Raw genomic sequence first — 20,614 nt, 5'->3', positions numbered from 1 at the left:
ACGGCTTTGCCGTCCTTCATGCCGGAGGCCATCCAGATCCCCTTGTCATCGAGCTTGAGATCCTTGACGTCGGTGTAGCCCGCTTCCGCAATGCGATCCTTCGCCTGAGCTTCGGTAAAGCTATTGGCGCCCTCAACGGGCGCAGTCGGGTTTTTGCTGTCCGGGGTTGCAACCGCAGGTGTATTTCCATCCTTGGATGGAGCGGGTGTGGTTTGGGCAAAGGCTGCAAAGGCAGACGCGCCGAGAATTGCCGCCGCGAAGACGATCTTCTTCATGTGTGTTTTCTCCATTTGCGGATCAGATGAGATCCATGCGGTCAAAACACGCAGGGGAGATCTTTGTTCCCAGAGATTATGCGGTTGATTTTTCTAAATATATGGCAAAGCGGCGCGCTACGGGGTCATTCTTTGCGGCGCCGAGGCAATGTAAGCAGGCAATAACAGAGGGGTAACCGGCGATCCACGGGCGGCTTGAGGAAGCCTCTCGGTGTGAGGCCGATCCTCTAACTCTTAAAGTTGTGTTTCTGTCAAATATCCCAGGGGGTGGCAGCGCCGGGCCGCTCTCCTGCCGGCACTGCGTGCGGCGACGGATGCGGCCCCGGCAATGTCAGTGACTTCCAGGAATACGGGCGATGACCTTTATCTCGAAGTCGAAGCCGGCGAGCCAGTTGACGCCGAGGGCCGTCCAGTTCGGGTAGGGTGGCTTGCTGAAAATCTCCTGCTTGACGGCCATGATCGTTCCGAACTGGTTTTCAGGATCGGTGTGGAAGCTGGTGACATCGACAATATCATCCAGCGTGCAGCCGGCGGCACTCAGCGTGGCCTTCAGGTTTTCGAAGGCCAGCCGCACTTGCCGTTCGAAATCGGGTTCGGGTGTTCCGTCCGGGCGGCTGCCGACCTGTCCGGATACAAACAGCAGATCGCCGGATCGGATCGCGGCGGAATAGCCGTGCTCTTCGTAAAGGGCGTGCCGGTTGGCGGGAAAGATTGCTTCGCGTTGGGTCATTCTGATCTCTCTTCATTGTTGACAACGACCGATGAGCACGAGGGAAAGCTTCACATCTCGCGTCCAATTTGGTATACGGTTCGTATGTGAAATATGCGGCATGTCGAGCGCATGTCAAGTCCATATACGCTTCGTATATGAAATTGAGGGATGGAATGGTCAGGAAGCGCAGCGAAACGATGCAGGAAAACCGCGTCAAATTGATCGCGGCGGCGCGGAAGGCCTTTGCGGAAAAGGGGTACTCTGCAGCATCCATGGATGAGCTGACGGCCGACGTCGGTCTGACAAGGGGTGCGCTTTACCACAACTTCCAGGACAAGCGCGGGCTGCTGGCGGCAGTTGTCGATCAGATCGACACTGAGATGGCGGTGCGCGCTCAAGAGATTGGCGCGCGCGCAGGCAAAGATTGGCAGGGCCTGCTCGCCGAGGGTGCGGCCTATATCGAGATGGCGCTCAATCCGGAAGTCCAGCGCATCGTTCTGCTCGACGGACCGGCGGTGTTGGGGGATCCCTCTCAGTGGCCGAGCCAGAACAATTGCCTGCAGGTGACCAAGAGCACGGTGGAGCGGCTGATCGCCCAAGGCATCCTCAAGCCGCTCGACCCGGAGGCGGCGGCCCGATTGCTGAGCGGCGCCGCTCTCAATGCCGCCCTCTGGATCGCCGCCAGCGAAGATCCGCAGAGCGTGCTGCCGAAGGCGGTCGAGGCATTTCAGGCCATGGCGGCAGGTCTGCTGGTGGAGCGCTTGTGATCTGCGAAGGGCCAAGGCTATTCCGGCATCAGGCAGCAATAACCACCACAGCGACGGGTCGGTGCCGATCAACTTTCCAGCTTTGTCGGCAGGCAAAGCCGAAGCAGTGCCAGCGGCAACTATTGGGGACCCATAGCGCCACTCCGCCGGCGACCGGATGCTACCTGTATGAGACGGTCATCGTACTGTAACCTACCCGTTGCGGTTCCCCCAATGCGCTCCAATTTTGAAATCTTGCTCGACGCGCAGGAAGCCTCGCATTCCGCTCTCCGAAGCAATCCGGAGACAGTGAATCACGATCACGGCGGGCCTGGGCGAGCGACGTCTTCAACGGCCTGCCAGGTCCAATTCCGCCCGTAGACTACAGTAACTACGTTGCTCCCGCGTCAAGAAATCCTCGATAGTTAAACACTCGGCAAGCGTCCCTTTTAAGGAGCCCGAACGATGAAATCGACTGCGATGGCATCGACCGCGATCATGGCAATTCTGATCGGCTGTTTCGGCGCAAATGCGCAACAAATCACTGGCACTCCAGGATCGCCCGACGCGACCGTCACGATCGACGGAAAACAAATTCCGCCGCCGCCGGTGCCGTTCGGCGGCGTGATCAAGGAAAGCGCCATGGATTCCAAGCCTTACTGGCCACCGACGGTCGCGCCACCCAAGGGCGCGCCGAACGTGCTGCTTATCATGACCGATGACCAGGGCTATGGCGTATCCGGCACCTTCGGCGGTGTCGTTTCGACCCCGGCTATGGATCGCGTCGCCCAGGCAGGATTGCGCTATACACAGTTCCACTCCACCGCGCTTTGCTCGCCGACGCGGGCGGCTCTGATCACCGGCCGCAACCACCACTCGGTTGGCTACGGGGTGATCGGCGAACTGTCCACTGGTTACCCCGGTTATGACTCCGTCATCGGTCTGGAGAACGCCACGATCGGCGAAATCCTCAAAGAGAACGGTTATGCCACCTCGTGGTTTGGCAAGAACCATAACACGCCTACCTACGTGTACAGCGCGGCCGGCCCTTTTGATCAATGGCCGATTGGCATGGGGTTCCAGTATTTCTACGGGTTCATGGGCGGCGAGACCGACCAATGGACGCCCTACCTTTATCAAAACACGACCCCGATTTTTCCATGGATTGGCAAGCCCGGCTACAACCTCACCACCGACTTGGCGGACGAGGCCATCAAGTACATGAGCAGTCTGAACGCGGCTGCACCCGCCCAGCCGTTCTTGGTCTACTACGTGCCGGGCGGCACCCACTCGCCGCACCAGCCGAAGGCGGAGTGGAGAGACCAATTCAAAGGCAAGTTCGACATGGGCTGGGAAAAGTTGCGCGAGCAAATCTTCGCCAACCAGAAGCGGCTCGGCGTCATCCCGGAAAACACGAAATTGACACCCTGGCCGGATGACCTGCCGAAATGGGAGACGCTTTCCCTGGTGCAGAAGAAACTCTATGCGCGCGAGGCAGAGAACTTTGCCGGCTATGTGGCCTATACGGACCATGAGATTGGCCGGGTCATCCAGGCGGTCGAGGACATGGGCAAGCTCGACAACACGCTGATCATCTACATCAGCGGCGACAACGGCACCAGCGCAGAAGGCACCCTGGAGGGCACGTTTAACCAGATGACCGCCTACAACGGAATTCTGACCCTCCCCGAAGTCGAGCAGATGTTGCATTATGAAGATTGGGGTTCCGACAAGACCTATCCGCACATGTCGGTGGCATGGTCTTGGGCGTTTGATACACCGTTCAAGTGGACCAAGCAGGTGGCGTCGCATTTCGGCGGGACCCGGCAAGGCGTGGCCATTTCCTGGCCCGGCCATGTCAAGGACGTGGGCGGCATTCGAACCCAGTTCCATCATGTGATCGACATTGTTCCGACGATCCTGGAGGCCACGGGCATCAAGGCACCTGAGGTGGTCAACGGGATCAAGCAGAAGCCGATCGAAGGCATCAGCATGGCTTACACGTTCGACCAAGCGAATGCCAATGCGCCGTCGAAGCGCGACACGCAGTATTTCGAGATGTTCGCCAACCGCGGCATCTACCAGGACGGCTGGTATGCCTGCACGACGCCGGCCGCCGCGCCTTGGCTCATGGGAGCTTCAAAGCTTCCCGACGTCAACGATTACAAGTGGGAGCTCTACAACCTCACCGAGGACTACTCGCAATACAACGACCTCGCGGCCAAGAATCCTGACAAGCTAAAGGCACTGCAGGCGGTCTTCATTGCGGAGGCCGCGAAATACCAGGTCTTGCCATTGGACAACACGGTCATCACACGCGCCATTACCCCGCGACCGAGCGCGGTCGCCGGCCGAACGGAGCTGACCTACTCGGGCGCGAATGCCAACATTCCCGTGGGCAATGCTCCGAGCATTATGAACAAGGACTACACGATAACCGCCGAAGTGACGATCCCCGAAGGCGGCGCGGAAGGTATGATTGCGACCATGGGCGGCCGCTTTGGCGGCTACGGTCTCTACCTGCTCAAAGGCAAGCCAGTCTTCGTTTACAACCTCCTCGATCTGGAGCGCTACCGCTGGGAGGGCGGCGTGGGGGCCGAAGACTGGTTGGGCGGCAGCGCGCTCGAGCCGGGCAAGCACACGGTCGTGTTCGACTTCAAGTATGACGGTCCCGGCCCCGGCAAGGGGGGCACCGGCATCATGACGGTGGATGGCAAGGAGTTTGCTAAAAAGACGATGCCTCACACCATTCCGTTTCTCATGGCCATCGACGAGTCCTTCGACATTGGGAGCGATACCCGCTCGGCGGTGGACGACAGCTACCAGCTGCCGTTCCACTTCACCGGGACGATCGACAAGCTGACCTACAAACTCGGACCGGATCGGCTGGCGAAATAGGGCGCGCAGGAGGATGGCCGGGCAGATCGAGATGGCGCTCAATCCGGAAGTCCAGCGCATCGTTCTGCTCGACGGACCGGCGGTGTTGGGCGATCCATCGCAATGGTCGAGCCAGAACAATTGTCTGCAGGTGACCAAGAGCACGGTGGAGCGCCTGATCGCCCAAGGCATCCTCAAGCCGCTTGAGCCGGAGGCGGCGGCCCGGTTGCTGAGCGCCGCCGCTCTCAACGCGGCCCTCTGGATCGCCGCCAGCGAAGATCCGCAGATCAAACAGATTTGAGCGAGGTGCCGGCTCGAGCCGCTACCGACCTTGCTGACTACGCAAAAATCAACTCAGTCTGTGCTCCAATCAGTGTGATGGAGAGACACATGGAAGGCGTCGATCGCTGGATTCCGTATAGTGCAATGACCAATCCAGGTCGTCACGCCAGTGCAATCGCTGTACTTCCGACCGAGGTTGGCGCTCTAATCCAAATCATTCAAGGCGTCTTGGTTCATTCTGATTGGATAACAGAGTATGGCCTTGACGAGACGATTCTGAATTCGACGGCGCGAACGACACTGCCGATCGCGGAGCGCTTGGACGACGTCTTAAGAAGGGATCCACGGCCTCTCAACATCGCGCGGTCGGCCGACAAGCGGTCTGTCGGAACCTGCCGCGACTACGCGCTGATGCTCTGCTCCTTTCTGCGATGCAGGGAAATTCCCGCCCGTGTGCGCTGTGGTTTTGCAGCTTATTTCTCCCATGGATGGGAAGATCACTGGGTATGCGAATACTGGGACTCCAGCGCTGCAGAATGGTGCCTGTGCGATCCCCAAATCGATCAGATGCTGCGGCAGAGGAACCAAATCACGTTCGCTCCGGCCAATGTGCCACGCCAGTCCTTCATGTCGGCGGGAGAAGCGTGGCTGGAATGCCGGCGAGCGAAAGCAGACCCGGCTTCGTTCGGGCATGGCAACGTTACCGGTCTGTGGTTCGTGAAAATCAACGTGCTGCGCGACCATTATGTGCTGAACGGTCGCGAGACTTCGAGTTGGGACCGTTGGCGGGACGCGCCTCAGCCCAAACGCGCGGTGATCGGCGGTGAATTGGAGTTACTGGACGCCTTAGCCGCAAGCCCGGATCAACCGCTCGTGGAGATTGCACCAGACTGGTAGATCGGCCAATTCGAGAACCCGTTCGCTCTGCATGACCAAGACTTTTGGGCCCTCTTTGCTGATGACCGCAATTCGCGCGAAGCCGCCGCGCGCGCAATAGGAAATAGGCCGTGCTGGAGAGGTGAAGGCGAGACGGTTTCACGGATGCAAAGCGTCCGGGCGGGGCACCGCTTTGTCCATCATCGCGCGCAACCTCCACGCGTCGCTTTCCTTGAAGCCCGTGCCGACTGATCCCACGTAAATCAGGTGGTTACTCCGGCGAGCGGCCAGCAACAGCGATCCACTCCGCGGGCGACCGGATGCTACCTGTATGATACGGTCACGGTACTGTAATCTACCCGTTGCGGTTTCCCCCATGCGCTCCAATTTTGAAATCTTGCTCGACGCGCAGGAAGCCTCGCTGCGAAAGCCCGCCGGCGAAAATGCGTCAATCTCTGAGATCGATGAAAGGGATGTGTCATGAAATGCATGCTCCCCGGAATGATGCTGCTGGCATCGACTATTCTCGGTGGTATTCCTGTCGCTGCAGCCGACGCGACGCCGCCAATCCTCGTTACGCCGGACAAAGTCGATAGCCGTATCGGGATGCTTGAGTTCAACGACGGCGCTCCAACAGCCGAGACCGTCGACAAGGTTTACGACACGCTGGATTTCACACGGGCTCTGGACGCCTACCTCAACAGCTACGGCGGCGCATCTGCCTATGCAATCCGTAAGGGTTTCATCAGTGCGGGTGCTGAGGACAATTCCGTCATCATCTATTCGGAACTGATGGATTCGAATTCGCTGTTCCTCACCCCGAACGCCGACACCCTCTATTACATGGCAGTCGTCGATCTGACGAAGGGTCCGATGGTGATCGAGCAACCACCGAAGGGGCTCGGCACCATAAACGATATGTGGTTTCAATGGGTCGTCGACATCGGCTTTCCCGGCCCCGACCGCGGCGAAGGCGGAAAATATCTGGTCGTACCGCCAGCCTATGATGGTCCACTTCCCGAGGGTGGTTTTTTTGTAGCGCGGTCGAAGACAAACCGCGTTCTGTATGCGGCGCGGGCCTTTCTGACCGACAACGACCCGAAGCCCACTGCCGAGCTGATCAAGAAATCGCTCAAGATATACCCTTACACTCCAGGGGGCATTGGCACGAGCATCGCGACCGCGCTCCAGGGCGACGTCAAACTGGAAGTGGGGCCGGCAATTCCCGAGACGAAATTCGTCGAAGCGAGCGGAAAATCGTTCAACACCATCCCGCCGACCGACGACTCGTTCTTCGCGATGATCGACGCCAATATTCAGGACGAACCCGCCACCTCCTACAATCCCGAGCTTGCAGGGCAGTTGGCGGCGATTGGCATTGTGAAGGGTAAGGAATTCAAGCCGGACGACCGCATGAAGAAGATACTGACCGATGCCGCAAAAGTCGGAAACGCGGCAGGGCGTGTGTTGAATTGGCGGCCGAATGAAGCTCACGGCTGGAGCTACTATCCGGGCTCCTCATGGACGAACATGCTCTGGCAGGGTGGCGCCAACTTCGAGACGCCCCCGCCACTATTTACCAAAGACGGCAAGTTCGAACCGCTTCCGTCGACCGGAGCGCGGACCCTCGATTCGAAGACCGCGTTCTACTACGCCTACACCCTCGACTCTCCAGGCATGATCATGCGCATTCCACGCGTCGGCTCGCAGTATCTCATCGGATTCCTCGACGCCGACAAGAAAGACCTTGATGGTGCCAAGACCTACAAAGTGACGCTGCCGCCGAACATTCCCGCAGCCGCTTTCTGGTCATTCACGCTCTACGACAACCAGACCCGGTCGATGCTCCAAACGCCCCAGCGTTATCCGCGTGCTGGCAGCCAGAGCTATCCGACACCCGCCGCATCCGCCGAGGATGACGGCTCCACAATCGTGTATTACGGCCCAAAGAAGCCGGAGGGCGTCAAAGACGGGAACTGGGTTCAGACCATGCCGGGAAAGGGGTACTTCACGATCCTTCGGCTCTACAGTCCGCTTGAGACCTTCTTCACCAAAGAATGGCGGCTGAGCGAGATCGAAGCCGTGAAATAACGGCTGGGGTCGACATTGAAGCGCCGGACTCGGAAAAGCCGGCCCATGCCGGTCTTTCTAAAAACATGCCGAGCGGCACAGGCTCGATCTGTGGTCGTCGGTTTACTTTTGCCATTGGATGATGATGGGGCGATGGGGCTGCTTTCGGCCGATACTGTTGAAAAAGTCCGCCATTGGTCGGCGCTCGGGACCGTGATTCACTCTTGTTGTAGCGGGAGTGGACGGGCTCAGCGATGGTAGGGAAACAGGCAGCGCCAGTGCGTCGCAAAGGAATGACTGACCCCCCGGAAGACTGCTATGAAGGGTCGGCCACCCACTCTGGATTGCCAAAGGATATGTTCTGATGACGATCATTGCCCATAGGGACCAAGCATTTGAAGACTGGCGAGCAGGAGTAAAGACGCAGATGCATGTCTCGGCCAGCAAAGGCGCAAGGCAGCTTTGCATATTTGAGCAATGGGTAGCGCCAACCGTCGGAGCCCCGACCCATTGGCATATGGTGGAGGAAGTACTTACCGTTGTCGCAGGTGAAGCGGAGATGTGGATCGATGACGAACGTTTTATTTTAACTGGCGACCATTCCCTCATTATACCCGCTCGACGGAAACACGGTTTCCGAAATATCGGACCCGATATCCTTCACTTGCGTGCTGTGCTTGCGTCATCGGTCTTCAAGGCAACGTTTGACGGATCAACTGAACGTGTGCAGCGCTGGCTTCCATGAGCGGAGTCTATAATTAAACATTTCCCCGTCGCGCGATCGCATGCCGAGCTGCAAGCCAATCGGCATCGCTACCTTGCCGGGTCACGCGCTTCGATTTCATAAGCGTAGCGTGGACGAGAACTCGCTGAGTAAAAGGGCCGAAACGGCCAGATGAACGGCTAATCCATCGAGTTTTTCAACGATTTTTGCGACAGAGTTTTGCGGCGAGAATCCTCGAACGCTTTCAGGAAAGACCGGAGTGTCGCAAAAGTCAGGATGTGTGCGGCGAACCATCCTCGTGGAAGGGCAACACCGGCCTACAGCGGCTTTCGGAAGAACACGACGCGCTGTGTCTCCTCAAATCCTAAAGCGGTATGGAGCGCGTGGCTGGCTGAATTCTCAAGCGGCGCGTCAGAGCCAAACTCAACACACCCAAGCGACTTTCCCCAATCGGCAACGGCATTGCAAAGCGATCGTGCGATACCCTTTCGCCTGTCAACGGGCCGGACAAAAATCCCTTCGAGGAATAGAACGGGCGAGCTGCTGCATCCATTCACATAATCATGTCGCAAAGTGGCCTCAGCAAACCTGACAGCTTCATTCGCAGCATTTCGAGCGATGAACGCGATGGCTTCTCCACTTTCTGAAAGAAACGCCCGGCCCAACTCAGCTTGATGATCTTCGAGCGAGTGATGCGGCCACAGCGCAACGCGAAGCTCCGCCCACGACTCAACATCCTTTATGGTCCCAATCTCGATAATCGATTCCATATCGTGGTTCTCTTTTGTCGCGAAAATCCCGATGAAAGCGACACTTGTTTTCCTGACTTTTGCAACCTCGCAGAATAGACGGTTTTGCGATGCCGGCAATGTCTGCCATTGGCGCAAATCCGCCGCGCGCACAGCGGGAAATATGCCGGGCTGGACCGGGAAGCCGCGGACTTTAGGGATTGCCTTGGCATGGTCTCGGGCTCGAAATCAATGCCGGACTTGCATATCGGCTCTAGAGGTGAAGGCGAGACGGTTTCACGGACGCAAAGAGTCCAGGCAGGGCGGAACCGTTGCTGCGGCTATCGGTTAATCCGCCGAGGTCGCGGCGTGCCAATCGGACGTGACGGAGATGGTGAACGCACCGGTTTTTCCGATTTCTCGGTGCGGGCGGAAACGCCAGGAGAGCACCTTACCCGTTCGCCGCGACCTCATCGCGCCGCCTGCCCATCAAAGCGGGTGGAACGCGCGAGCGGCCATGCTCCGCGTGGATCGATCAGAGGAGGAGAAGGTATGAGCAAGAATAATTGGAAGGTCGGGCTTCGCGCGAAGCTGGAGTATCTCGTCGACGACTGCGTTGTGGCCGGGGCCAGGCAGCAGGACGTCTTCGATGCGATCATCAAGGAGATCGGCAATCTGCGCGCAGCCCTTGAGCGCGATCCCGACCCTGCGGACGACGACGTTGCCGTCATAGAGGAGCCTGCGAATGATTGGCCGGCGGCCGACAGGTGACCTGAACCAGATCACGCGGGGCACACGACCGCTTTGGGGCGCGGGCTTATGGAACCAACTGGCGCGGCGGAGGGTTATAGTGTTGTCGCTTGGCCATCGGTTTAGCTCGATCGGCGAGACATGATAGCCGGCGCCGGCCGCTCAATCATTCACAATGGGGAATTGCTATGGAAAGTGCAGGTATCGGCTGGATCGCCGCAATCATCATCGGCGGCATTGCCGGCTGGCTCGCCGAAATGCTCATGAAGAGCAACATGGGCGTGCTGATGAACATCGTTCTCGGTATTGTCGGCGCCATCGTCGCCAACTTTATCCTGTCGCTCTTCGGCGTCGCCCTTGGCGGCTGGCTGGGTTATCTGATCGCGGGCTTCATCGGAGCCTGCATCCTGATAGCCATTGCGAGAATGGTCAGACGCACGGCCTGATCAAACAGGAGGCGGCCCGCAAACCGGCCGCCTTCATCGCGTTTTCGCGCGCTCACGCGTGGTCGTCCGGCGTTCACGGATTGACCCAGCGGGAGGAGGTCAGCGTGCCCAGATTGTCGTAGGCAAACACGGCGCGTCGGTTGTCGGCGTGGCGCAGCTGGAACCAGTCCAGCGTCTCGGCTTGAAATATCAGCACCCCGAAGAAGGCCCATCCATCGGCGTCTGCGTCCGCTGCCTCGCTTGCCGGCTGCTCGCCGATTTCGTCGCCCGGCGGCCCACCCATATAGGTACTGCGCGTCGATCGCGGCAGCAGGCTCCAGGCTTCAGTCGCGCGTTCGCTTGCCGGTCCATGGAGTTCGGCCGATCCCTGAAGGCGAAGCTGCACTTTCGGCTGCGGGCCATAGCCGAGGAGGGTGACCCGAGGGTTGGCCGATATTTCCTGCCATTTCGGGCTTCTGACATCCGTATGGATTTCCAGGACGCGTCGCGCCGCATCCGCGCGCCGCAGCACCACCATGCGGGCTTGCGGCCGGCCGCCGGCATCGACCGAGCATAGGTTCAGGTAGCGGAAGGCCGACTGAGGATCGGCGACAGCACCTTCCAGCTCGGCCCAGGCCGATGCATCGACCTCGGCGAGGGTCACTGTCTCGCCTCCGCCTCGGCGTCTCTTATCTCGCCGGCCTTGACGTAGTCGCAGCACATCGCTGTTCTCCTTGGCGTTGAAAACGGTACTGTCAGACGGACCGGGTAAGGCCGCCGTCGATCTTGAGGCTCTGGCCGGTGATATAGCCCGCCCCTTCGGAAACGAGGAAGGAAATCGTCGCGGCCACTTCGGCGCTGGTGCCGTAGCGCTTCATCGGCACGCTGTCGCGGCGCTCCTCCGTCGCCGGCAGGCTGTCGATCCAGCCTGGCAGCACGTTGTTGATGCGGATGCCGTCGCCTGCATAGGTATCGGCGTAAATCTTGGTGTAGGCGGCGAGCCCGGCGCGGAAGACGGCCGAGGTCGGGAACATCGCCGACGGTTCAGCCACCCAGGCGGTGGAGATATTGACGATTGCGCCCGACTTCTGCGCCTGCATGATCGGCGTGACGAGGCGAACCGAACGGATGACGTTCATCAGATAGACGTCGAGGCCGGTATGCCACTGTTCGTCGGTGACCTCGGTGATCGGCGCACGGGGACCGTGACCTGCGCTGTTGACGAGAGCGTCGATGCGACCCCACTTTTCCATGCATGCGTCGACCAGGCGCTTGAGGTCGTCGTTGGATTGGTTCGAGCCGGTGACGCCGATGCCGCCCAGTTCGGTGGCAAGCGCCTCGCCCTTGCCTGATGAGGACAGGATGGCGATCTTGAAGCCATCGGCCGCAAGCCGCCTCGCGGCTTCCGCACCCATGCCACTGCCGCCAGCCGTAATGATCGCTACCTTTTCTACTGCCATCGTCGCTCTCCCTGCCAGATTTTGCACCCATTGCCGGGCTCTGATCCTTCGAATACCATGGGCTTCAAGCGAGAGCGAACCAGTTTTCGTGACATGTCGCAGTAGAAAAACTATCGAGTGTCCATGTCCATCGGCAATCTTCCCTCCCTCAACGGCCTCAAGGCCTTCGACGTGGCGGCACGTCATCTGAACTTCCGGCTGGCGGCCGAAGAGCTCGGCGTCACCCAGGGAGCTGTTGCCCAGCACGTGCGGGGGCTTGAGGCGGAACTCGGGGTGACATTGTTCGAGCGCCTGCCGAAGTCATTGGCGCTGACCGGCGAGGGGCGAAGCTACGTCGCCGACGTCAGGCGCGCCTTCGAACTGCTCGCAAACGCGACGGCGAACCTGAAGCCTCAGCCGGTCAAACTGGTGGTCAGCACGACACCGACCTTCGCCTCGAGATGGCTGATCCCGCGTCTTCCGGATTTCACCTCGAGACATCCCGATCTCGATCTCCACATCCTGGCGACGGACCGCATTTCCAGCTTCCAGGTCGACGGCGTCGATCTCGCCGTCCGATATGGCAGCCCTCCCTTCGGTCCCGGCCTCGCCGCCGAGCTGCTGTTCGAGCAGGAGATCATTGCCGTCTGCAATCCAAGCCTCGTCGCCGAGGGCGCCGAGCCCAACAACGCGGAAGAACTCTCGAACTACACGCTGCTTCACGATGCCCATAATTCCTGGCCCGAATATATCGATCGCTTCCTCGGCGGCGGTGATCCCACGCTGTTTCGGGGCATCAGCTTCTCACAGACATCGCACGCGATCGAAGCTGCCATCGCCGGACAGGGCATCGCCGTGGCGACCCGCGCTTTCGTCTCGACCGACATCGAGGCGGGCAGGCTGAGGCAAGTCTTCGACGGCGCCCTCAGGGCGCGCTCGCACTTCTATCTGGTGAAGCCGCGATATCGGAAGTCCGAAGCGGTGGACAAGCTTCAGGACTGGCTGCGGTCACAGGCGCTGGCCTGACGGTCGCACAGCCATCGGTCAAGGAATGGACCAACTGCGGCAGGTTTGCGCCAACAGCAGACCAAGGCCAAACAGCTTTGGTCGGTTCGAAACGATGGTATGATGTGTTTCGTTCATTTAAGGTTTGGGCTCGCTTTATGGATCCGTTGCCGGATTTTCAAGATTTGATGGATCGCATGACAGCCTCTTATCGGGCAGGGGACGCGGCGGCTTGCGCCGCAATGTTCACTCTCGATGCTCAGTTGTATTCGCCCTACGCGGCTCCTGCTTTTGGCCGCGAAGCGATAGAGGCGCTTCACCAAGAGTGGACCCATGGGGGAGTGCCGGACAAGAAGTTGCAAGTTCTCCAATCGGGAGGATCGAATGACACAGCGTGGACCCTCAATGCATACTCCGAGGACGGGGGGAAAGTTCGAGGAAATTCCCTGGCCGTCTGGCAGCGGGGTAGTGACAGAGTGTGGCGCATCCGAATTTGCTCTCTAAACGACGACCAGCATGGGCCCACCAAATCTTACGGCTTGTTGGGGACGGAACAGTGAGCGGGATACTTCGGGCACGACAGCCGAGCGATTAAGACCGGATCGCGCCACAAGCGATCATTGCCCCAGGACGAGTTTTGCTTAGACTGGACTATGCTGCTCTAGGGGCGATCAGTCCGTCTTCGGCTGCCCGGGAGGCTGGCCGTAAGCCGTCAGAATGGCCTTGATCAGGCCCGGGAAGCGTTCGTCCAGCTCGGTGCAGCGCGTTTGATTCCGCATCTCCACACCCTGGCGCTCGCTGATGATCAACCCGGACTCGCGCAGCACCTTGAAATGGTTGGACAGCGACGACTTTGGAATGACGCGGTCGCCGAGATCGGCAAGCGCAGAGCACGTCCCGCCACTGCTGGCGCCGGCAAGCTTTGCATAAATGGTAACGCGCTCCGGATCGGACAGCGCATAGAGGATCGCCTCGGGCTTGATGTCCTCCAAGGCTGGGTGAAAGAGCGGTCTCATGAATTTTATATAGCGTCCCTTGACAATGAGATCAACAGTTCCGAATTTCCGAACTATGGAACAAGCTAGCCAATCCCGGCGGCTGTCCAGATCGGAAGGAACGAGAAATGGCTAAGCTCACAGGAAAGGTCGCTGTGGTGACGGGCGCCTCCAAAGGCATTGGCGCTGCGATTGCCAAGGCACTCGCAGCAGAGGGTGCGCAAGTGGTGGTCAACTACGCTTCGAGCAAGGCGGGCGCGGACGCCGTCGTTGAGGCGATCGGTGCGGCCGGTGGCAAAGCCATCGCGGTGCAGGGCGATGTTTCGAAAGCCGGCGAGGCCCAGGGACTGGTCGATGCTGCGGTCAGGGAGTTCGGCAAGCTCGACGTACTGGTCAACAATTCCGGCGTCTATGAATTCGCACCAATCGGTGAGGTGACCGAGGAACAGTATCGTCGCATGTTCGACGTGAATGTTCTGGGCGTTCTGCTGACCACCCAGGCCGCGGCCAAGCATCTCGGCGAGGGCGGCAGCATCATCAACATCTCGTCGGTGGTCACCAGCCTGGCGCCGCCAGACTCTTCAGTCTACACGGGCACGAAGGGCGCCGTGGAGGGCATCAATAGCGTGCTTGCCAAGGAACTGGGCCCGCGCAAGATCCGCGTCAACGCCATCCTGCCGGGGATCGTGGAGACCGAGGGCACGCACTCCGCCGGCGTCATCGGCTCGGATTTCGAGCAGGCTTTGGTGGCCCAGACGCCGCTCGGCCGCACCGGCCAGCCGGACGATATCGCCGGTGTCGCTGTCTTCCTCGCTTCCGACGATGCCCGCTGGCTGACCGGCGAACGATTGGCCGCCAGCGGCGGTTTCCGCTAGAACTGGATGATTTGAGGCCGGGTCGGCCTCAGATCTGAAATCCTGTTCTGAATTAAACTGCTAAAGCGCGTCGCGATCTTTCAGATTCGCTTGTCGCGCTTTAGGTCTTTGTTTTTACGCATGTCGTTGTCGCAAAACCGCTGCGCACTTTTGCGCGACATGCCTTAGTAGGGCGAGACGCACGCCCGCCGCGGACCGTAATAGGGCTGGAACGTGTCGTCGTAGGCCCGGTAAGACCGGTAGCGCGCATAGCACCAGCTCGTATGTCCGTTGCCGCCATAATAGGCCTGGCGGTAATAGCGCGGACGGTACAGGGTCGACCCGTAGTAGCGCGGAGCACCGTAATAGGCGGATCCGTAATAGCCCTGGCCGTAGTAACCCCGATTGTAGTAGCCCTGACCGTAGTAGCCTTGACCGTAGTAGCCTTGGCCGTAATACGGCTGCGCCAGCATTCCGCCGATGATTGCGCCGGCCGCGAGCCCGCCGAGTCCCCAGGCCCAGCCGTTGTTACTACCGTGGTGTCCATGCCCGTAGTAGCCGCCATGCCGGTAGTAGCCGCCATGGCCGCCGCCGTGATGTCTGTACTGGACCGGCTGCGCCTGTGCGCCTTCGATGTTCGGCACGGCAACGGTGGGAAACGCCATGGCCGGCGGGACGCTCGTCAGCGCCGTCACCAGCGACAGGGTAACGATTGCTAACCTTTTCATTGGCTCATCTTTCCTTCTACAGCACCGCGCGCCGAAGTCGGCGCGCAAGGACGTTTCAGCCCTCTAGGTAAACTGATCGATTTTACTCTAAAATCGACTTTGATTCGAGGAATTATGCATGAGCAGGGCAGCTTTCTTCGAAGGAGGCTCCCGGCGAAGGCATTCTCCGCCCTCGTCATCTCATAGGAGCCGATGCACGCTCCCTGAATCATGCGACGCGGAGCTCGTCGGAGACGCCGGCAAAGCGCTGTTATCACCGGCCGATAGTGACAAGGTGTCGAATACCGGACAGAGCCCGAGGCCGAGCTCGCGAAGGCGCGAAAACCGGTTCTAGGAAGACTATCCCGAGGTTTCCAGGCGGCGATCGCCGCGCAGAAGGTTCAACCAGGCCTCCGACATTTTCTCCGCGCCTGTGCCCCCGATATGGCAATCGTCGTAGCGGTCGTCTCCATCGAGCAACGCGTCAGAATTTACGCCCTCTCGGATACCGTGGCCGCTTTTTGACAGGGCCAGTTGCGCCCGTACTATCGCATTGTCCGGAATATGCTCCTTGAAGCCGCCGTTGCTCGGTTCGAGGCATTTCGATGCGATCGAAATGTAGACGGGTGCTTCGACGCCGTGCTGACGCAACGTGTCAACCATCGACATGAAATATTCCTGATAGGTCTCCGCAGTGGTGCCGATAACGAGGTCCTTCTCTCCTTGCACCCAGAGGACGCTCGTTATCCGATAACCGGAATCCTGAAGTTGTTTCACGGTATCGACCAGCACAGGATTGAGGTCACCACCTTTCGCCCATCGTGCGACCTCAGATCCGGAATATGCGAGAGGTGCGAGGATAACGCTGTCATTTTGTCCCGATGCGATCAAATTGTTCCCAAGAAGCGTCCAGTACTCTCCCTTGGTATCGGTCGATCCAAGAAGTGGCGAGGCGGCGATGAAGCACCGTTTGTCAAAGGCGTTTACAACGCGAGCGCCATAATTCGACCTGTGCCGTTGTCCACCGTCGTTGGCCGCGTTCGATTGACCAAGAACGAGTAAGACAGCAGTTCGGTCAGTTTGAGTCGGGCAGGTCACAAGCGTTTTTGATTCATCCCCGATGAGTCGTTCCTTGTCGTCGAAAGCATAACGGCTTGGAGCCGCCGCCTTCTCTCCGCCAACCATTGTCCTCAGCGCGGAAAGTTGTGGCCAAGGAAAGATCTCATGTCTCGCGCTCATGCCGCCGAGAAAGTACATGGCGATCAAGGCGGCAAGGCCGACTGCCATTGTTTTGCGCATGCCGTTGACTTTCAAGCGTCATCCGACGACACACCGCCACATCTGCTTGCCTCGGGCATGATCTTTAAAAAAGAGAATTCGTCGCGAAGATCGAGCCCATTCCACGACTAGTTCGCGTGGCGTCGCCGAAGTCTGCTCAAATATAGACCGGACCGGTGATTTCAATAATCCGGTTGGGTGAGAGATCGTGCCTGCTGTGCAGCCTGCAGTTCCATGGAGAAACTCTCGTTGCGCGTCCATCCCAATAGGGCGGGTCCAGATAAAACAGCGGGCCGCCGATCATACGCGCGATAAAGCGCGCCGGGGCAGGTCTCCAGCGGACCGCGAACTGCTGGCAAGGGAAAGCTCTGAGTATGGCCGCAACGCGAATAACAAAGCGGCTGGTCATGGGTTGATCCCCGACCAGCCGCCGTGTGTCAGGCGGCCTTTGCCGCCGTCACGGCCGCGAGCAGAATGCCGGCGGTCTCCACCGATGAACCGGGATTCTGCCCGGTGATCAGCAGGCCGTCCTGGACGGCATAGGACGACCAGTCGTCGCCGCTGGAATAGATGCCGCCATTCTCCTTCAACATGTCCTCGACCAGGAACGGCACCACCTGGGTCAGACCGACGCCGTCTTCCTCGGAGTTCTTGAAGCCGGTGACTTGTCTGCCCTGAACCAGCGGCGTGCCGTCGGCAGCCTTGACGTGGCGCAGCACACCCGGTGCGTGGCAGACAAAGGCGACGGGCTTGCCGGCCTGATAGAGCGATTCGATGAGGGCGATCGAATTCTTGTCTTCCGCCAGATCCCAAAGCGGGCCATGGCCACCCGGATAAAACACGGCGTCGTAATCTTCATGGGAGACCGAAGCGAGCTTTACGGTCGAGGCGAGCACGGCCTGGGCATCCGGGTCGGCATGGAAGCGACGGGTCTGCTCGGTCTGGAAGCTCGGTTCGTCGCTCTTCGGGTCGAGAGGCGGCTGTCCGCCCTTGGGCGATACGACGGTGACGTCGGCGCCGGCTTCGAGGAAGGCATAATAGGGGGCGGCAAACTCTTCGAGCCAGAAGCCGGTCTTCCGGCCGGTGTCGCCCAGTTGGTCGTGCGAGGTGAGAACCATGAGGATTTTCATCTGGAGATCCTTTCGAGACAGATGTGATCGGTTGCTGTCGATGAGGGGATCATGCCTCGGCCATTCTCATTCCGGAAATTTATTTCTTTGATTTCAGGTATGCGTTCGGCAATATATCTGGATGAAATATGACCTCAACCTTCTCCCTGTCTTCGTGGCGCTCATGGAAGAGCGCAATGTCACGCGCGCAGCCGAACAACTGGGCATGACGCAGCCGGCCGTCTCGAATGCGTTGAACCGCCTTCGCGAGACGCTGCGCGATCCGCTGTTCATCCGCGAGCGCTATGGCATGAAGCCGACTGAAATGGCGCAGGCCCTTGCTCCAGTGATCCGCGGGGCCCTGGCGAGCCTGGATGACGTCATTCTCGGTCAGCAGGCGTTCGATCCGGCGCGGGCGACACGGCAGTTCACCATCGCCCCCAACAGCTACGTCGAGTTTGTCCTGATGCCGGTGATCGTGGCGCGGCTGCGCGAATGCGCTCCCGGGATCAGGCTTCGCCTGACGCCCTTCGGCAATGATCTGTCCGAGACCGGCGCGATTTCAGGGGCGACGGAAATGGTGCTCGGCAGGATCGTCGAGCCGCCTGATAACATGGTCGTGCAGCATCTCATGGATGATGGATTGGCCTGCGTCGTGCGCAGCGATCATCCCGAGATCGCCGAAAGCATCTCCGAGGAACAGTATCAGCGGATGCGGCATGTCAACGTGCTTCCGCCCGGCCGGATGCGCGTCGGCCTGTTCCAGATGCTGCAGCAGGCCGGTCTCCGGCGCGACGTCTCGGTCTCCGTCACCCATTTCCTGGCGGTCCCGGAAATGGTGGCCGTCACTGACTATTGCGCGACACTGCCCCGGCTGATCTGTCAGCGCCTTGCCCGCGACCCGCGTCTCAAAGTCCTGCCCGCACCGGTCGATCTCGGCAGCTTTCCGGTAGAGCTGGCATGGCATGTCCGCTATCGAAACGACCCGGCTCATCGGTGGCTGAGGTCGTTGATATCAGAGGTGGCAAAGGATGTTTCCGGCGCTGCGGCGGCAGAAGCGGTGGCTGGACACTGAAAACGCGTGTTCGAGACCTCGGCGAGGCCTTCATGGGCGAAATTGCCGGGCAAAAATCGGTGTTGATGGCACCCGATTATGTGGGGATACGTCGCTGTTCCTGCTGCAGACGCCACCGCGTGCTCCGTCCTCCTCGGGGCCTGATCCGAGGATCCACTCTGGTCGCCTCGCGAGCCGCTCCCGGGCATTGCCTCCCACTAGGACCGGGAAACCGCTCCCGTCCGTGACGGGATTTAGGGCCGGTTTCCTTTCAGCGCTTCCACAAAACGGATGACGTCACCGACCATTCTGTCGTTCAAGATATCGTTGTGACCCGCACCGTCATAGATCAACATCCGCTTGGGCTCGGGTGCGATGCGGTACAACGCCTGCCCTGAAGAAAGCGGGATGCTATCGTCAAGCCGGCCGTGGAGGAATAACTTCGGTTGTCCTACTTTGCCTATGTTGAGGTCCGAGCGAAAGGGATCCTTGAGAAGAACCTCGACCGGGAGGAACGGATAATGCGTCTGCGCAACCGACAGTACCGACAGGTACGGAGACACCAGAATGACGCCCGCGGCCGGCCTCTTCGCGGCGGTATTCACGGCGACGCCAGTGCCAAGTGACCGGCCGAGCACAATGATCTCGCTTCCGCCGTGTGCCGAAAGCCAGTCGAACGCGGCGATCCCGTCTGTCAGCAGGCCCTGCTCGCTGGGTGAGCCGGTCGATCCGGGATAGCCGCGATAGGAAATCGCCAGCAATCCAATCCTCCGTGTGGTCAGCGCCTGGGCGAGAAACGCGTAATTGTCGAGGCGGTCACCGTTTCCGAAAAAGAGGAGCACGCAGGGCTTGTCGCTGTCGCCCTGGCTGTACAGTCCCTGAAGCATCTCTCCGTCGTGCGTCTGGATGTGGACCGTCTCGCCCCAACTCGCGTGCTCCGGAACAGGTGTGGCGCCGGCTCCGGGGTAAAGCAGGGCTCGCTGAGACAGATAGATCAGACCCACAAGCGCCACGTAGGCGAAGACCGCCATCAGCGGCAAGATCAGCAAGTACCTTGTAGCGCTCACGACAAACTGTACCCGCCGGTTTGGCAATGACCAGAACGCGATGCGGCAACCGCGGCCGGTTGCGGCGTGGTGTGCTCAGCGCAGCGGCAATATAGGCACAAAGCGATCCTATGGAGAAGAGGCTCGTCTGTTCGCCGCATCTGAACCGGACCGCATGCCGAGGGTGCGCTCACCGGCTATGGCACCTATCCGCATTGGCGCCCTGCGAATGCATGAGCTGCCATCTTCAGCGTCGAAGAGGGGTCGATCGCTGAACTTGCCTGGCCGGATCGATGTAGCCTCGGCGACAAAGGAGGAGTGCCGCCAACGCCTTTCACCCTGGCAAAAGGGGCCTTCGCCCATGCCCTCTTAGGCCGGGAAAGGGTTTCGCCACGCATCCAGTTCTTCAAGCCGTCCGTACCACGTTTGGATATGCCGAAACTCGGCGACTGGAATCCCGGCGGCGGTTGCAAAAGGAAGTGCACCCGCCAATGCGAAGTCTGCCACAGTCAGTGTCTTCCCGACGGCGACGCTGTTCTTGGCCAAATGATCGTCGAGCACGCGACCATGGAGTCGAAAACTCGTCTTCGCATCTTCGATCACGGCGACGTCAGGCTCCCCGCCGAACAACGGCTTGATCAAGGTTTCAAACCACAGCGTTG

23 protein-coding genes and 1 pseudogene are annotated in these 20,614 nt (G+C 59.7%); 12 read left to right on the top strand and 12 right to left on the bottom strand.

All coding sequences use genetic code 11. The annotated features are described in order from the left end of the window. Both AC1D2N_RS34975 and AC1D2N_RS34970 read right to left on the bottom strand, forming a co-directional pair. Positions 1 to 275, bottom strand: a 275-nt coding sequence (locus AC1D2N_RS34975) for a PepSY domain-containing protein (protein ID WP_477982916.1), incomplete at its 3' end; no start/stop codon positions are given. A gap of 331 nt (positions 276 to 606) precedes the next feature. Further along, positions 607 to 1,005: a RidA family protein gene (locus AC1D2N_RS34970; protein ID WP_130651943.1), complete on the bottom strand. Its 399-nt coding sequence runs from the start codon at positions 1,003 to 1,005 to the stop codon at positions 607 to 609. A gap of 137 nt (positions 1,006 to 1,142) precedes the next feature. Here AC1D2N_RS34970 and AC1D2N_RS34965 point away from each other — a divergent pair, with 137 nt between their 5' ends. The 6 genes and pseudogenes from AC1D2N_RS34965 (at position 1,143) to AC1D2N_RS34940 (ending at position 8,583) form a co-directional block, all read left to right on the top strand. After that, positions 1,143 to 1,754 carry a TetR/AcrR family transcriptional regulator gene (locus AC1D2N_RS34965; RefSeq protein ID WP_018241043.1) on the top strand — a complete coding sequence of 204 codons (612 nt, stop codon included), beginning with the start codon at positions 1,143 to 1,145 and terminating at the stop codon, positions 1,752 to 1,754. 444 nt (positions 1,755 to 2,198) lie between these two features. After that, on the top strand, positions 2,199 to 4,631 hold the full coding sequence (locus tag AC1D2N_RS34960; protein ID WP_130651944.1) for an arylsulfatase: 2,433 nt from the start codon (positions 2,199 to 2,201) through the stop codon (positions 4,629 to 4,631). Beyond that, positions 4,615 to 4,896 (top strand): annotated as a pseudogene (locus tag AC1D2N_RS34955) (hypothetical protein); the annotation flags it as partial. The gene AC1D2N_RS34960 and the pseudogene AC1D2N_RS34955, both read left to right, overlap by 17 nt. A gap of 104 nt (positions 4,897 to 5,000) precedes the next feature. Continuing rightward, a complete protein-coding gene (locus AC1D2N_RS34950) occupies positions 5,001 to 5,789 on the top strand; it encodes a transglutaminase domain-containing protein (protein WP_130651945.1) in 789 nt (262 codons plus the stop codon). Between the two features lie 459 nt (positions 5,790 to 6,248). Further along, a complete protein-coding gene (locus tag AC1D2N_RS34945; RefSeq protein WP_130651946.1) occupies positions 6,249 to 7,859 on the top strand; it encodes a DUF1254 domain-containing protein in 1,611 nt (536 codons plus the stop codon). Positions 7,860 to 8,202: 343 nt separating this feature from the next. Further along, entirely contained in the window at positions 8,203 to 8,583 is a 381-nt protein-coding gene (locus AC1D2N_RS34940; RefSeq protein WP_245484446.1) for a cupin domain-containing protein, read from the top strand. A 296-nt stretch (positions 8,584 to 8,879) separates the two neighbouring features. Here the strand turns inward: AC1D2N_RS34940 and aac(6') are convergent, their stop codons facing one another. Beyond that, positions 8,880 to 9,332, bottom strand: coding sequence for an aminoglycoside 6'-N-acetyltransferase (gene aac(6') / locus AC1D2N_RS34935; RefSeq protein WP_130651947.1), 453 nt, complete (start codon positions 9,330 to 9,332; stop codon positions 8,880 to 8,882). A 510-nt stretch (positions 9,333 to 9,842) separates the two neighbouring features. Between aac(6') and AC1D2N_RS34930 the strand changes: the two genes are divergently transcribed. Further along, positions 9,843 to 10,061 (top strand): hypothetical protein, encoded by a 219-nt coding sequence (locus tag AC1D2N_RS34930; RefSeq protein ID WP_130651948.1) that lies wholly within the window; start codon positions 9,843 to 9,845, stop codon positions 10,059 to 10,061. A gap of 167 nt (positions 10,062 to 10,228) precedes the next feature. Beyond that, on the top strand, positions 10,229 to 10,486 hold the full coding sequence (locus AC1D2N_RS34925; protein ID WP_018449565.1) for a GlsB/YeaQ/YmgE family stress response membrane protein: 258 nt from the start codon (positions 10,229 to 10,231) through the stop codon (positions 10,484 to 10,486). Between the two features lie 73 nt (positions 10,487 to 10,559). On the opposite strand, the gene AC1D2N_RS34920 is transcribed toward AC1D2N_RS34925, so the two are convergent. Continuing rightward, entirely contained in the window at positions 10,560 to 11,129 is a 570-nt protein-coding gene (locus AC1D2N_RS34920; protein ID WP_130651949.1) for a pyridoxamine 5'-phosphate oxidase family protein, read from the bottom strand. Between the two features lie 91 nt (positions 11,130 to 11,220). Continuing rightward, positions 11,221 to 11,925 (bottom strand): SDR family oxidoreductase, encoded by a 705-nt coding sequence (locus AC1D2N_RS34915; protein ID WP_047619375.1) that lies wholly within the window; start codon positions 11,923 to 11,925, stop codon positions 11,221 to 11,223. A gap of 117 nt (positions 11,926 to 12,042) precedes the next feature. On the opposite strand from AC1D2N_RS34915, the gene AC1D2N_RS34910 reads away from it, so the two are divergent. Continuing rightward, on the top strand, positions 12,043 to 12,930 hold the full coding sequence (locus tag AC1D2N_RS34910; RefSeq protein WP_130651950.1) for a LysR substrate-binding domain-containing protein: 888 nt from the start codon (positions 12,043 to 12,045) through the stop codon (positions 12,928 to 12,930). A 137-nt stretch (positions 12,931 to 13,067) separates the two neighbouring features. Beyond that, positions 13,068 to 13,469 (top strand): DUF4440 domain-containing protein, encoded by a 402-nt coding sequence (locus AC1D2N_RS34905; protein ID WP_477982910.1) that lies wholly within the window; start codon positions 13,068 to 13,070, stop codon positions 13,467 to 13,469. 111 nt (positions 13,470 to 13,580) lie between these two features. Here the strand turns inward: AC1D2N_RS34905 and AC1D2N_RS34900 are convergent, their stop codons facing one another. Next, positions 13,581 to 13,925: an ArsR/SmtB family transcription factor gene (locus tag AC1D2N_RS34900; RefSeq protein WP_130651951.1), complete on the bottom strand. Its 345-nt coding sequence runs from the start codon at positions 13,923 to 13,925 to the stop codon at positions 13,581 to 13,583. Positions 13,926 to 14,032: 107 nt separating this feature from the next. On the opposite strand from AC1D2N_RS34900, the gene AC1D2N_RS34895 reads away from it, so the two are divergent. Beyond that, positions 14,033 to 14,779, top strand: a complete 747-nt coding sequence (locus AC1D2N_RS34895; RefSeq protein WP_018241058.1) for a glucose 1-dehydrogenase — start codon at positions 14,033 to 14,035, stop codon at positions 14,777 to 14,779. Between the two features lie 164 nt (positions 14,780 to 14,943). On the opposite strand, the gene AC1D2N_RS34890 is transcribed toward AC1D2N_RS34895, so the two are convergent. The 4 genes from AC1D2N_RS34890 to AC1D2N_RS34875 form a co-directional block, all read right to left on the bottom strand. After that, on the bottom strand, positions 14,944 to 15,486 hold the full coding sequence (locus AC1D2N_RS34890; RefSeq protein WP_130651952.1) for a BA14K family protein: 543 nt from the start codon (positions 15,484 to 15,486) through the stop codon (positions 14,944 to 14,946). Positions 15,487 to 15,825: 339 nt separating this feature from the next. Then, positions 15,826 to 16,764, bottom strand: coding sequence for a sialate O-acetylesterase (locus AC1D2N_RS34885; RefSeq protein WP_018449553.1), 939 nt, complete (start codon positions 16,762 to 16,764; stop codon positions 15,826 to 15,828). A 136-nt stretch (positions 16,765 to 16,900) separates the two neighbouring features. Next, positions 16,901 to 17,152, bottom strand: a complete 252-nt coding sequence (locus AC1D2N_RS34880; protein WP_130651953.1) for a hypothetical protein — start codon at positions 17,150 to 17,152, stop codon at positions 16,901 to 16,903. Positions 17,153 to 17,180: 28 nt separating this feature from the next. Beyond that, a complete protein-coding gene (locus tag AC1D2N_RS34875) occupies positions 17,181 to 17,873 on the bottom strand; it encodes a type 1 glutamine amidotransferase domain-containing protein (RefSeq protein ID WP_130651954.1) in 693 nt (230 codons plus the stop codon). 121 nt (positions 17,874 to 17,994) lie between these two features. On the opposite strand from AC1D2N_RS34875, the gene AC1D2N_RS34870 reads away from it, so the two are divergent. Continuing rightward, complete coding sequence (locus AC1D2N_RS34870) at positions 17,995 to 18,927, top strand: LysR family transcriptional regulator (protein ID WP_130651955.1); 933 nt, start codon at positions 17,995 to 17,997, stop codon at positions 18,925 to 18,927. A gap of 233 nt (positions 18,928 to 19,160) precedes the next feature. On the opposite strand, the gene AC1D2N_RS34865 is transcribed toward AC1D2N_RS34870, so the two are convergent. Beyond that, a complete protein-coding gene (locus tag AC1D2N_RS34865) occupies positions 19,161 to 19,973 on the bottom strand; it encodes an alpha/beta hydrolase (protein ID WP_130651956.1) in 813 nt (270 codons plus the stop codon). 348 nt (positions 19,974 to 20,321) lie between these two features. After that, the coding region (locus AC1D2N_RS34860) for a glutathione S-transferase family protein (protein ID WP_477982906.1) at positions 20,322 to 20,614 on the bottom strand (293 nt) is incomplete at its 5' end.

Source organism: Rhizobium sp. P1_B8 (assembly GCF_056406515.1).
This window is presented reverse-complemented; position numbering and strand designations above follow the sequence as displayed.